We start from the raw sequence: 12,880 nt of genomic DNA, 5'->3' as shown, positions 1-12,880 counted from the left end.
GAGATTAGAATTTGCCGAATCACGGTGTAAAACGAAGTCTTGTAACGATTTTTCAGTCTTTTATACTTTGGTGGGAAATGAAACCGTTACCTCTGTTCCCTTTTGCAGGACGGAGGAGATGGTTAAGGTTCCCCCGTGCAGTTTAATAATCCGGTGAGCCAGCGACAAACCGATACCGAATCCTTCGAAGCTCCGGGCATTGGTTCCCCGGTAGAAAGGTTCAGCGATATTCTGAAGTTCCGCTTCAGCAATCCCCACGCCCTGGTCTTTCACAGAGACCGTGACGGAACCGGCTTTTCCCGTTATCCCAACAACCACTTCTTTATTATTCGAGAATTTACAGGCATTGCCGATGATATTGCTGAAAGCAGCCCACAGCAAACTCTCGTCGCCCCTGACCGACAACCACCCGGACTCTTCCGGCAACCGGGACATGTCAAGCCGGATTTGATTGTCGGGGTTGGTATTTTCCCATTCGTGAACCAGCTCTACCAGTAATTCATCTATCCGGACCGGCATGTTCGTCACCTCTTCACGGGTGTTTCCGGCCTGAGCCAGTTTCAGCAGACTCGTAATTAAACTGTCGAGCCGTTCGGATTCCTTCTCAATAATCTGAAGCGCCTTTTTATAATCATCCGCACTCCGCTCCTGCTGAAGGGAAACCTCCGCCTCGCCCAGGATGGCTGTTAACGGATTCCGCAACTCGTGGGAAGCGTTGTTCACAAAATTGCTTTGCAGCTGAAAAGCGGTTTCCAGCCGGTCGAGCATGTGATTGAAGGTAACAGCCAACTCGGAGATTTCATCTTTGTTGTCGGTTGCGTCCAAACGGAGATGCAGGTTGTGAGCACTGATATCCTTCGCCTTTTCCGTGATGGCTGCCATGGGCTGCAGCACCTTTCCGGCATACAACCGTCCGATAAAATAAATGACAATCATCCCGATGAAAAAGGCTATCAACAGCACATGCAACAGGTTGTTGAGCTGAGCCTGTCCGTACCGGTTCTTTGCCGACACAATCACCACAAAATTGCCCTGGTTGTCGAAATAAAGAATCCCCACATGATAGATTTTCCCGGTTCGAAACCGGGCATGCTTTTTACTTAGGATTTCAACAAGGAAAGAGGGACTGAAATTCCGGGGAATATGTTGATTATTGATCAACCGTTTCATGCTGTCTGTCGGGATGATTGTCTCTTTTTCTTCCGATAGCTTATGAAGGTATTTTTCCTGAATTTCCGCATACATCTCCGAACTCACTTCATCCTTCTCAAAATGGATTCCGGCAATGATGTTGGCACGTTCACTCAGTCGCTGGTAAAATTCATAATCGGTATAACGATCGGAGAAAATGTAGATGAAAACCATGATGACCAGCAGAACCGAACCGGCGAGAAGTGTGAAGATGAGCGTGATTTTATTGCGGATTTTCATAACCGGACTATTCCTCTTTCATGATGTATCCCATCCCCACTACCGTGTGAATCAGCCGCGAATCGAAGCCTTTGTCGACCTTCTTCCTCAGGTAATTCATGTACACATCAATCACATTGGTGCCCATGTTGAAATTGATGCCCCATACATTTTCCAGCAGGTCGACCCGGGACAGCACCTTTCGCTGGTTCTTCATCAAATACTCGAGCAGGCGATATTCTGTAGAAGTCAGCTTAATTTCCCGGCCGGCCCTGACCGCCATTTTCGTGTTCCGGTTGAGCATCAGATCGGATATCTCCAGCTGGTTTCCGGTCTCGGGGGAAAGGTTTTTTCTTCGCGAAAGCGCCCTGATTCGTGCCGTCAGCTCCTTAAATTTGAACGGTTTCACGAGGTAATCGTCGGCGCCCGAATCCAATCCTTTGGCAATGTTATCGGTGGTTCCGAGGGCTGTCAGCATTAAGATGGGGACGTCGATGAAGCCCAGCTTCCGTATCTTCGTACAGACTTCCAGTCCATTCATCCCGGGAAGGACAATGTCCAGAATCACCAGGTCGACTTCATTCTGGGTCAGCAATTCCAATCCTGTGGGACCATCGTATGCAGCAAAGACCGAGTAGCCTTGCTCGTTCAATCCTTTTTTGATGAATGCGACCACATTCTGTTCGTCCTCTATCAGCAGTATGTTCATCGTTGTGAAAACAAAGAGTCGCTTAAAGGTAATTTTATTTAGATTTTTTCAAGTTAATCAGACGTAATGATTGAAATATTTCGCGAAAATCTTTTGAGTATTTTTAGAGGACTCTATTAATTCAAATCCATCAGTAAAAAAGGCTGCCCGTTGTTTACCAACGGACAGCCTTCATATCATTTAATAGTTAGTTTCCTTTAGAAACGAAGCGACAACCCGCCTCCGGCACCGTACCGGTTGTCGTAGCTGGCTACCAGTGAAAAATTCTTCGATAGCATATATTCCGCACCGGCATTCCATACCTTTTCGGCTTCCACATTTTTATTGGGTGGAAGGGTATTCACCGCTCCAAAATCGAGGCGATACTCGTAGTAGCCAAATACCGATAGCCGAGGGAACAACATCACATCCCGTCCGATGGAAATGCGCGGACGCAATTCGTTATCCACACGAAGGTCCAAATCGAACATGTAGGGCGTAAACCACCGGACTCCGGCAACAGCTGTCGTTTTAATATTATCCAGACTGTTCCGATCTGTATTCTCCATGTTTACTCCGGCAAAAACCCGGAAATAATCATACAAATACCGTTCATAGGTGAACTCTGCCTCCATGTTCTTATTCCAGCCATACTCAGCGTCAAAATTGAACTGATTTCTGGTGTTGGACGATACCAGGCTTACACCGGTCATGTTCGAAGCCACATCAGCAGTTCCCCACGTATAATAGCGGTTCGTTTCGTGTATGAGTTTCTTCACTGGATAACCTTTCAGGCGAGGGTCCCTGGGAGTACCATAACTGAATATCCGTGCCATACCACTCGTCAGGTGATAGAGAATGTGACAATGGAAGAACCAGTCTCCGCTCTCCTGGTTGTAAAATTCAATCGTAATCTTTTTCATCGGAGGCACATTAACCGTATGTTTTAACGGCGAATAGTCGCCATTCTTATTTAGTACCCTGAAAAAGTGTCCGTGCAGGTGCATCGGGTGGCTCATCATCGTCAGGTTATTCAGCGTGATACGCGTGACTTCTCCTTTCTTGATCTTAATCTTGTCCGTTTCCGACAACGGGATACCGTTCATGCTCCAGATATAACGGTGCATGTTACCGGTAAGATTGAGCAGTATATTTCTGACCGGAACATCTTTCGGAAAGGTAGTTTTTACCGGCGACTTCAGATAGTCGTAGTTGTATTTGGCAAACATATCCATCCCTTTCATACTATCTTTCATATCATGGCTCATGTTCCCCTTCATTTTATCGGCCGGCTTATCCATCTGCATACCCCAGTTCTTTTCCATCTTATGGGGTTCATCTTTCCTTGGCCGGTATTTGATAGAGGGAGCTCCCATGCGCATATCCATTTTCGCCATCTTTTTCATCATCCCGATTTTATCGGGTTTGGGAACATCCGGGGCTGCCAGTACAGGTCCTTTCCCCAGGAAGGCTGAAGTAGAACCGGAACCATCGTCAGTTGTGGCCCTGAATTCAATTTGCCCGTTCTTCGGAATGGTAACAATGAAGTCGTACGTTTCCGCTATCGCGATAAAAGTTTTGTTGCGCTTTACCGGCACTACGTTTTTACCATCAGCCGATACAAGCGTAGGTGTTTTTCCTCCAAAGGTCATCCAGTAAGAAGTCGAAGAGGACCCGTTAATGATTCGCAATCGAACCCGGTCTCCCGGCTTGAAATTGGGATACTCATGTTTTTGCGAACCATTCACCAAAAAAGCAGGATAATACACATCGGCTATATCAGCACCATCCATTCGCTGCTTCCAGAATTTAAGCTGTGCTCCCAAAGCGTGGCGGGCAATTACCTTGTTCAGCGGCGTAGCGGTACCTTTCTTTATTTGATACCATTCGCTCCCTCGCTTCAGCGTACGAAGAACGTTGATGGGCTTTTCGTTGGTCCAGTCCGAAAGTACCAGGACTAACTCCTTGTCATACTTCAACTTTTTCTTCCGGGGTTCAATCACAATGGAACCATATACACCGCTCTGTTCCTGCAGCATGGTGTGTGAGTGATACCAGTAGGTTCCGGATTGTTTCAACGGGAACTCGTACTTGCGCGTTTCGCCGGGTTTAATCGGTGGAGTCGTCAGGTACGGTACGCCATCATAGAAATTAGGCAACAAAAGTCCATGCCAGTGAACCGATGTCTCTACATCCATTTCGTTCTTGACATAAATGACAGCATAGTCGCCTTCCTTAAATTTCAATGTAGGTCCGGGAATCGTGCCGTTGACGGTCATCCCCATGACCTTTTTTCCTGCTTTGTTAACTTGTTCCTTCCGTATCGTTAAATGATAGGTGGTGGTGTCAGTCTGAGCATATGCAGGTATCTTCACCAGGAATAATAAACAAAACAGTAATAGGGTATAAATATTTGTTTTCTTTTTAATGTAATCCATAATATATTGTTTCGATGTTTTTTACCTGTAATTACCTCCTCTGCTGTTGTTCATCCGTTATTAAATGGCAGCTCATAGCAATTACAGCCGGCATTGGAAAATGATATGATTCTTTTGATTTCATCGGCCAGGTCCGGTTTAGTGGCGGGCAAGCATGAGAAAAACAGGTCGTTTATGCGATTGTATTTCGCTTTTCCTGGTACTCCTCATTAGTGATTTCTCCGCGTGCAAAACGCTCATTCAAGATATCGAGCGCCGTTCGTGTTGCTTTTGTGTCTGATTTACTATCTGCTCCACTTCCTTTGGACAGAAGCCAAATAATACCTACCATAAAAGCGATTCCAATAATCCATCCAAATCCCATCATGACTATTTATTTTAAAGTTAAATACCAACTAATTTTTTCACAGGAACTTATTCCTGCGTTTCTTTATAGTTTTCTCTTAAATCGATGATACAAAATTATATACCTCGTCTCCCCAGCTGTTACACAATTCATTATTTCTTTTATATGATTTTTAGATTGATTCTTTGCTACCCCTTTTTCTGAATACCCCAAAAGGCTGTGAAAACAATTATCGATGGAAAAACATACTTACAACAATTTGATGCTCGATTGGACTGACCATTTAAGTTTTCGTTCTGCTGGTTCTCCTGGTTTACCCGGCTGTAAAAAAGAGCAATTCAGAAACCCATAAGACCGTTAGCATCAGACGACTCAAAAATATTGTAACAATTTAACTACATGTGTGTTATTCTAACAGAACAACGTTTTCAAAACCAGAAAATCAATGAATACCTCACGCAGAAAATTCATCTGGATTGCCTCTGCAGCATCGGTTGGTGTTCTGAGCGTTCCGGTACTCCCGAAATTGTACAATTCGATTACCGGGGGACAAAGGGTTTCACCCCATCCCCTGAATAAAGACTTCCCGGCTGACATCGATTTGGAGTTCACAGCCAGTCCGGATCAAGTGCAACTTCTCAACGGTAGTAAAACGAATATCTATACCTACCAAACCCGCATCCTGAAAGCAGAGAATGCTTCAGTAGATAAATTGCCGGGCAGCTATCTTGGTCCGGTTATCCGGGTAAAAAGAGGCCAAAACGTTCGTGTTCGTTTTAAAAATCAACTGCCGCGCGAAAGTGTGATTCACTGGCATGGATTGCACATCCCGCAGGAGATGGATGGCCATCCCATGTATGCCATCGACAAGGGCGGGGAATTTGTCTATGAGTTCACGGTCAACAACCGCCCCGGCACCTATTGGTTCCATCCCCACCCCGACAAGTTTACCGGCCCACAGGTATATTACGGCCTGGCAGGACTATTCATTGTCGAAGGCGATGAAAAGGGGTTGCCCGACGGAGAATATGACGTGCCGTTAGTCATTCAGGACCGAAAAATAGATGCTGACAATCAGCTGGTATACCTCGATGGTGGACGAATGGCCCGTATGCAGGGCTTTCTGGGCGACAGAATTCTGGTCAACGGCCAGCCCGACTGGAACCTCGATGTGAAAAAAGGTACCTACCGGCTCCGCATCTTAAATGGCTCCAATTCCCGTATCTACAAACTGGCCTGGAGCGATGGCAGCGATATCGTGGCCATCGGGACCGATGGCGGTCTGCTGGAAAAACCGGTAACGCGGCCTTACCTGATGCTTTCTCCGGGCGAACGCATCGAAATCTGGAAAGACTTCTCCTCCCAAAACGACGGTGAAGAGGTACAATTAAAAAGCCTTCCTTTCGAAACCGGTTCTCCCATGGGAGGCGGCGGAATGATGGGGGGTATGATGGGTGGCGGCCAACAACAAACACCCAACGGAACAGCGTTTGATTTGGCATCGTTCCATGTAACGTCACAGACCGGCGTACAGAAAGAGCTCCCGGCTGCCTTTGCAAAACACAAGACATTGTCTCCCTCGGATGCTGTGAATGCCAATAACCCCAGGTCATTTCATTTCTCGTTCGAACGGATGCAATGGGTCATCAATGGCGAAACCTTTGAAATGATGGGGGTAGCCGACTGGGAAAAAGTAAAACTCAACACCACCGAGGTATGGGAATTCATTAATGGTGGTGGCAGCCGGGGCATGGGCCGGATGGGCAACATGATGCAAATGCCCCACCCCGTCCACTTGCACGGTTTGCAATTCAGAATAATCGACCGCGATGTTTCCGGTATGAATGCCTCAGTATGGGAATCGGTAAAAGATGGTTTCGTCGACCAGGGCTGGCAGGATACGTTCCTGCTTATGCCGGGAATGAAAGTGCAGGCGGTGATGAAGTTCGAAGACTTTACCGGAATCTTTGTCTACCACTGCCATAACCTGGAACATGAAGACATGGGCATGATGCGGAATTATGAGGTCATTGCATAGCAGGCTCAAACCCAATGGACACTAAAATTAAAAAACGGTACAACCGGATAGCCAAAGTTTACGATATCCTCGAAAGTCCAATGGAATCGGGTTTTTCCCGGTGGAGAGAAAAATTGCTCAGCGAGGTAAAAGGGAAAACCCTCGAAGTGGGCGTTGGCACCGGTAAAAACCTGACATATTATCCCGGCAATATCGACCTGACCGGAATTGATTTCAGTGAAAACATGATCGAACGGGCCCGGCGGAAATCCGGCAACAAACCCAATGTCCGGTTAATGGTGATGGATGCCGAGAAAATGGATTTCGAAGCCAACACGTTCGATACGGTTGTCACTTCGTGTGTCTATTGTTCCGTTCCCGACCCCGTGCAGGGAATGAAAGAGATGAAAAGAGTGTGTAAACCTGGCGGCCGGCTGCTCATGCTCGAACATGTCAGGAGCAACCACAAAATGGTTGGCAAACTGATGGATTGGATGAATCCCATCCCACTGCATCTGTACGGCGCCAATATCAACCGGGAAACATACGAAAACCTGCTGAAAGCCGGGTTCGAACCGAACGACATTACCATCAAACATTTATGGTACGATATCGTATTACTCATTAAAGTGAATATCAAAAAATAAAGGCTCAATCGGGTGCGCAACATAACCGAATGAACTCAACCAGGTCATAACAGACATGTCAAGCACAATTTCGATCTGAAAGACCAGATCATCGTCTCTATTTTAAAAGTTGAATCCAAAAAATCAATTACCATGAAAACACTAGTTTTAATCTTTACCATGATTACATTCCTTTCAGCGAAAGGATTTAGTCAGCAAGCAGACGCCAACAAGCTGCTTGAGAACCAGGAAACACGACAGGCTATTTTTAAAGCCATTGCGGGCAACCCCGACATGATGAGCGACTTTATGAAAGTGGCCAAACAGAACAAAAAGGCCATGATGATGATGAACAGCGAAACCATGGGCAAAGACCGGCAAATGGAAATGGGCGACAAACAGGAAGAAATGCACGGCAACAAGGACATGATGGGCAAGGATAAAATGGGACAAAAAGGAACCATGATTGGCAGTGAGAATATGTCGGACCGAATGGAAATGATGAACCAGATGATGGATAACCCCGGCATGAGACAACAGATGATGGAGAACATGATGAATAAAACGGAAAAGGATTCCGCCATGAGAAATCAGTTTATGCACATCATGTCACAACATCCCGAAATGATGAAAATGATGCAGGAGAAAAGCATGATGAAGTCGCAGCACATGAAGAAGGATAAAATGGAAAAACAGTCTCACATGAAAAATAAGTAACCTGCGTACAGAAGGTGCTTTATGCCAGAGGTTGTCCCAAAAGTCTCACTGCAAAATTTAAAACTTATAAATTGTAACCCAGTCTTCCGTTTTACCCCTCCCTCCGATGCCTCGGAGCTCCCTAAAGGGGCGGCTTAAAGTCCCCTTCAGGGTTCCGATACTTCGGAATAGGGGTGAACAAATTAAGCTGTACTTACAATTTGATAGTTCTGAAAATACTCTTTGGACTTTTCGGACACCCTCTGGAAACCTTAAAATCTGGTAATAAACATGCTGAACGTAACATTTCTGAATTTTCTTGAAAACCCCGCGTTTGTCATACCGTGGTACCTGGTTGGTGCCATTGCCGTCATATGGGTGGTATGGGACGTTTTCAAAGTGAACACCCGTGTGAATACCGCATTAAAATATGCCTGGCCCATCATTATGATTTTCTTTTCAGTCGTAGGGCTGGTGCTGTATCTCATTACGTGCAGACCACCCGGGATTGGAAAAAAGAAAGGAAAGGATGAAATCGATTACCACCATCGATATGTTTCGGCCAAATGGAAAAAGGTGACCGGTTCGGTGATGCATTGCGTTGCAGGCGACGGTCTCGGAATCATAACAGCCATGGTCATCAGCCGGATGATTGATTTAAATTTCTGGCCGGAGTTCTGGTTCGAATATGCTGTTGGATTCTTATTCGGATGGTTCATCTTTCAGTTTATTGCCATGCGAAAGATGGCGGATTCAACTTCCAAAGCCCTCTGGCTGGCCGGCAGAGCAGAGTTCTTCTCGATGATAACCGTCATGGTTGGAATGGGTTTGGTCATGCGCTTCGTTACTCCGGAAATTGCCGGCCTAAGCCCCAATCCGGATACGTTTACCTTCTGGGGATTCGGCGCACTCGGATTATTCGTCGGCGCAATATTTACCTTCCCGATGAATTGGTGGTTGGTGTCAATCGGGTGGAAACACGGGATGAGCTAAGGCTTAAAATCAGCATGAAGAAGTTCGCAATAACGGGATATCTCATGTTGCACAACCTTTTTCTACTCACCCAACCCTCTCTAACATAGAGAGGACTTTGGACACTGCAAATTATCAACGTTATAATACTAATGCCGATTCAACCACCGGCCCCGCCCCTCTTTACTTGTAGAGAGAAAATTCGGACGCAGTCCGGATGGGGTGAGTAAACAGATAATCCGACAACAACCGACTCAATCTTTTTCTACTCACCCAACCCTCTCTAACATAGAGAGGGCTTTGGACACTGCAAATTATCAACGTTATAATACTAATGCCGATTCAACCAACGGCCCCGCCCCTCTTTACTCGTAGAGAGAAAATTCGGACGCAGTCCGGATGGGGTGAGTAGAAATTATTTAAAGGAATTGCTCAATTCTTTTCAGTACCTGCTTCATATTTTTGCACTCTTCATTCCTTATCCTTAGAATATGCAGGTCATTGTACCGCAATATTTCATCACGGTTAGTATCATATCCTTTCTGAAAATCGTGAATGCGGCCGTCAACTTCAACCACCAGTTTTTTTTCTGCACAATAGAAATCTGCAATGAAGTATAATGGTTTATTACCATCGACTTGGTATACAATTGGATGCTGCCGAAGAAATTTAAGACCATGAAATTTCCGATTTCTCAAAACGCTCCATATAAGCCTTTCTTCATCCGTCATCCTTCTCCTTAATCTTCTGGCCCTTTTAATAAAATAATTGTCACTCATAAGTTGGTTCTGATTCGTAAATTCAAGTTATGAAATAAGATCTACTCACCCAACCCGCTCTAACATAGAGAGGGCTTTGGACAGTGCAAATTATCAACGCCATAGTACTAATGCCGATTCAACCAACGGCCCCGCCCCTCTTTACTCGTAGGAGGGGCAATTCGGACGCAGTCCGGATGGGGTGAGTAAACAGATAATCCGACAACAACCGACAAAATCTTTTTCTACTCACCCAACCCGCTCTAACATAGAGAGGGCTTTGGACAGTGCAAATTATCAACGTCATAGTGCTAATGCCGATTCAACCACCGGCCCCGCCCCTCTTTACTCGTAGAGTGGGGCAATTCGAATCCAGTCCGGATGGGGTGAGTAAATATCAGAGGTCTCAAGCTGCACAACTTTTTCTACTCACCCAACCCTCTCTAACATAGAGAGGACTTTGGACACTGCAAATTATCAACTCCATAGTACTAATGCCGATTCAACCAACGGCCCCGCCCCTCTTTACTCGTAGAGAGAAAATTCGGACGCAGTCCGGATGGGGTGAGTAAACAGATAATCCGACAACAACCAGGCATCACACTGACAGGTCTGCCGACGCTGTCAGGTGAGCCAGGAATAGGCCGAAGGTCTGAAATTCCGCAGCCCGGGGCAACGCCCCGGGTAAAAGAACAATATGCAAACAGAAGCCTGAAGGACTTCAATTTTCCTCTGAATAGGAATAAGTCCCAGTCTTTCAGGCTGGTTTCATCATCCCAAACCACTGTCGGGGTCACGGACCACCGACAGGGTTCGCACACAAAAAAATCACCCCGCTGATTCTACTTCAGCGGGGTGATTCATTTCATCCGGTGGTTACAAATGGGCTATGCAACCGGTTCGTCGCCCGACGTAGTGTCGGCGGCATCACCGTCAGCCGGTGTTTCTTCTTCCTCCTCATTCGGAAGCGGTGTCGATGAACCGTAAATGACGTAATCGTTGTAGTACGCCTCATTTTCGCCGTTCCAGTACCGTTTGCCCGCATCGCATACCCGGGCAATCTCATCGTACAATTCGTTTGCCTTTTCCACGCGAACCAGGCTAGCTGCGTCGCGTTGGGTCATCACTTCGCGCAATCGGTCGATAGCTTCGTCCAACTCTTCCACATCCTCCTTTACTTCCGTAATGAAAGTATCCAGACCGTCGGAGGCGGCAATTACATCGCTAAACCGTTCGGCTGTTTTGAACAAGCCACGGGCATACCGTACCAGTTCCTCCTCGTTCATCCGGGATGTACCGGAAAATTGAAAACTGCGATAATCGGTTGAGTTATCGCCCAACAATAATTTCAACCGCAACTGGAACAAATCGAGCGAACGGGTAAGTACTTTACGAAAGGCCTTGCGGCTTTCCGAGCTCGAAAACTGGACTCCTTTCCAGTACTCGTCCGGCTCGATGGCCTTAAAAGCATCGACTTTCGACCGAAGGTCGTCTTTAAACGCTGCCGGAAATCCCAGGCTCAGAAAAACCTGTTCATCTCTGACGTAAAGATTATGCACATAATCTCCACGTTGTTCCAGTTCCGGATAACTAAATCCAAATTTGGTGGTTTTAGCTCCCATAGTTAAGTAGTTTTTGGTTAAATAAATCCTGTCAGATATACATCGCAGGGGACTTCTTAACGGGAATCAATCCCTCTAGAAGTACTACGTCCCGGAACCCTATCTGTTTTTGAGCAATTCCAGGGGAGAGGTTGATGTAGGCGCCTTCATACCATCGCCTTTTAGGTTATCGATTTTAATGGTTGATTTCGGCATACCAAACAGGGCATTCTTCTCTGTAACCCTTGCCAGTAAGTCAATTGTAGTCGTTGAAGACTGAATTGAACCCGTTGAAGACTGACCAGTATCTGTCGACGCATGGATAGTAGCTAAGGAAGACTGAGATGTACCTGTTGAAGACTGGATTGTAGATGTTGAAGACTGAATCGTAATCGTTAACACATGGGATGAAACCACTGAAGACTGAACTGTACCTGCGGAAGACTGGCTTGCATCCAAAAACGACTGAATCGTAGTATCTGCCAGCTAGTTTAGGCTATTCATTTCATGTTTCTTTAGATTCTACCCAGTCTTCTATCCGTTTTACCTGTTTACCTTTGGTTTTACCCTGTACCCAAACACGAATTTCCTTTGCATCAGTCCTTTCAATCCGTACTTTTACAACAAAATAGCATAAGCTAGACTGTTTGGTTTACCTGTATAGATAATCAGATGTCAAAGAACGCTCTGAATCCGTTTTGGGAACAAAAAGAGAAAGCCTCCGCCCTTCCTGCCCCACTGTTCTTTACGCCCGCTAAAGTTTCCGTTTTTCTGTCCTGGTAACGAATGAGTTTTTAACTTAAGTAAAAAATATGTTTTATGCCAAAAATTTTGATGAACGGCCCGATTTCTTCCATGAACGGTCGGATCTGGTATGCGAACGAAAATTATGATAATAGAAAAAAGGGGTTGGATGAGGGACCACGAAGCTACTTTTAAAAGATTTTTTATACATTGAAGTGCCTTAACAGCCAACAAAATGCCAACAGACCCGACCATCGTGCTTGAAAGAACCCGTCACCGTGATAACATGGTGGTCACCCTACGGTTTGACTACGACCAGCAGCTGATTGACCGCGTGAAGCAGGAAACCGGTGCCCGCTGGAGTCAAACCATGGGATGTTGGTATGTTCCCGAAGAGCAGTTTGATTTGCATACCTTTTTTGAAGCATTGAAAGGGATAGCCTACGTAGATTATTCGGGGTTAAAAAAAAGAAATAACAAGCAACCTACGCCGAATCCAGGCGCAATTAAGCCCCGTTACAACTTAAAAACCATCAAATCGCAAGTATCGCCCGGGGTGAAGGAACAAATCCAGTCCTTCAAAC

General features: G+C 45.9%; 10 protein-coding genes and 1 pseudogene. 5 read left to right on the top strand and 6 right to left on the bottom strand.

The genetic code is table 11. The annotated features are described in order from the left end of the window. Positions 1 to 60 precede the first annotated feature (60 nt). From CLV93_RS12230 to CLV93_RS12215, 4 genes are all read right to left on the bottom strand, one after another. Entirely contained in the window at positions 61 to 1,431 is a 1,371-nt protein-coding gene (locus tag CLV93_RS12230) for a sensor histidine kinase (RefSeq protein ID WP_106542499.1), read from the bottom strand. Between the two features lie 7 nt (positions 1,432 to 1,438). Beyond that, a complete protein-coding gene (locus tag CLV93_RS12225) occupies positions 1,439 to 2,119 on the bottom strand; it encodes a response regulator transcription factor (protein ID WP_106542498.1) in 681 nt (226 codons plus the stop codon). A gap of 197 nt (positions 2,120 to 2,316) precedes the next feature. Continuing rightward, complete coding sequence (locus CLV93_RS12220) at positions 2,317 to 4,536, bottom strand: multicopper oxidase domain-containing protein (protein ID WP_106542497.1); 2,220 nt, start codon at positions 4,534 to 4,536, stop codon at positions 2,317 to 2,319. Positions 4,537 to 4,708: 172 nt separating this feature from the next. After that, positions 4,709 to 4,903: an SHOCT domain-containing protein gene (locus CLV93_RS12215; protein ID WP_106542496.1), complete on the bottom strand. Its 195-nt coding sequence runs from the start codon at positions 4,901 to 4,903 to the stop codon at positions 4,709 to 4,711. A 424-nt stretch (positions 4,904 to 5,327) separates the two neighbouring features. On the opposite strand from CLV93_RS12215, the gene CLV93_RS12210 reads away from it, so the two are divergent. The 4 genes from CLV93_RS12210 (at position 5,328) to CLV93_RS12195 (ending at position 9,214) form a co-directional block, all read left to right on the top strand. Continuing rightward, on the top strand, positions 5,328 to 6,920 hold the full coding sequence (locus tag CLV93_RS12210) for a multicopper oxidase family protein (RefSeq protein WP_106542495.1): 1,593 nt from the start codon (positions 5,328 to 5,330) through the stop codon (positions 6,918 to 6,920). A gap of 14 nt (positions 6,921 to 6,934) precedes the next feature. Beyond that, on the top strand, positions 6,935 to 7,546 hold the full coding sequence (locus CLV93_RS12205) for a class I SAM-dependent methyltransferase (protein ID WP_106542494.1): 612 nt from the start codon (positions 6,935 to 6,937) through the stop codon (positions 7,544 to 7,546). 132 nt (positions 7,547 to 7,678) lie between these two features. Beyond that, positions 7,679 to 8,242, top strand: a complete 564-nt coding sequence (locus tag CLV93_RS12200) for a DUF4175 domain-containing protein (protein WP_146142013.1) — start codon at positions 7,679 to 7,681, stop codon at positions 8,240 to 8,242. A 270-nt stretch (positions 8,243 to 8,512) separates the two neighbouring features. Next, the gene (locus tag CLV93_RS12195; RefSeq protein ID WP_106542492.1) at positions 8,513 to 9,214 is read left to right on the top strand and encodes a DUF4396 domain-containing protein; all 702 of its coding nucleotides are present in this window, start codon (positions 8,513 to 8,515) and stop codon (positions 9,212 to 9,214) included. A gap of 398 nt (positions 9,215 to 9,612) precedes the next feature. On the opposite strand, the gene CLV93_RS20660 is transcribed toward CLV93_RS12195, so the two are convergent. Both CLV93_RS20660 and CLV93_RS12185 read right to left on the bottom strand, forming a co-directional pair. Continuing rightward, on the bottom strand, positions 9,613 to 9,972 hold the full coding sequence (locus CLV93_RS20660) for an endonuclease domain-containing protein (RefSeq protein WP_106542491.1): 360 nt from the start codon (positions 9,970 to 9,972) through the stop codon (positions 9,613 to 9,615). Positions 9,973 to 10,838: 866 nt separating this feature from the next. Further along, complete coding sequence (locus CLV93_RS12185) at positions 10,839 to 11,573, bottom strand: hypothetical protein (protein ID WP_106542490.1); 735 nt, start codon at positions 11,571 to 11,573, stop codon at positions 10,839 to 10,841. Positions 11,574 to 12,531: 958 nt separating this feature from the next. Between CLV93_RS12185 and CLV93_RS12180 the strand changes: the two are divergent. Further along, a pseudogene (locus CLV93_RS12180) lies at positions 12,532 to 12,880 on the top strand (hypothetical protein); the annotation flags it as partial.

This window comes from Prolixibacter denitrificans (assembly GCF_003014495.1).
Classification (GTDB): Bacteria; Bacteroidota; Bacteroidia; order Bacteroidales; family Prolixibacteraceae; genus Prolixibacter; species Prolixibacter denitrificans.
Note: the sequence above shows the minus strand (reverse complement) of the source record. Positions and strands in the feature narration are given on the sequence as shown.

Excerpts from the sequence above, each read along its gene's own strand:
- CLV93_RS12185 (WP_106542490.1), bottom strand. The coding sequence starts at position 11,573 with ATGGGAGCTAAAACCACCAAATTTGGATTTAGTTATCCGGAACTGGAA.
- CLV93_RS12230 (WP_106542499.1), bottom strand. The coding sequence starts at position 1,431 with ATGAAAATCCGCAATAAAATCACGCTCATCTTCACACTTCTCGCCGGT.
- CLV93_RS12200 (WP_146142013.1), top strand. The coding sequence starts at position 7,679 with ATGAAAACACTAGTTTTAATCTTTACCATGATTACATTCCTTTCAGCG.
- CLV93_RS20660 (WP_106542491.1), bottom strand. The coding sequence starts at position 9,972 with ATGAGTGACAATTATTTTATTAAAAGGGCCAGAAGATTAAGGAGAAGG.
- CLV93_RS12225 (WP_106542498.1), bottom strand. The coding sequence starts at position 2,119 with ATGAACATACTGCTGATAGAGGACGAACAGAATGTGGTCGCATTCATC.
- CLV93_RS12210 (WP_106542495.1), top strand. The coding sequence starts at position 5,328 with ATGAATACCTCACGCAGAAAATTCATCTGGATTGCCTCTGCAGCATCG.
- CLV93_RS12220 (WP_106542497.1), bottom strand. The coding sequence starts at position 4,536 with ATGGATTACATTAAAAAGAAAACAAATATTTATACCCTATTACTGTTT.
- CLV93_RS12195 (WP_106542492.1), top strand. The coding sequence starts at position 8,513 with ATGCTGAACGTAACATTTCTGAATTTTCTTGAAAACCCCGCGTTTGTC.
- CLV93_RS12205 (WP_106542494.1), top strand. The coding sequence starts at position 6,935 with ATGGACACTAAAATTAAAAAACGGTACAACCGGATAGCCAAAGTTTAC.
- CLV93_RS12215 (WP_106542496.1), bottom strand. The coding sequence starts at position 4,903 with ATGATGGGATTTGGATGGATTATTGGAATCGCTTTTATGGTAGGTATT.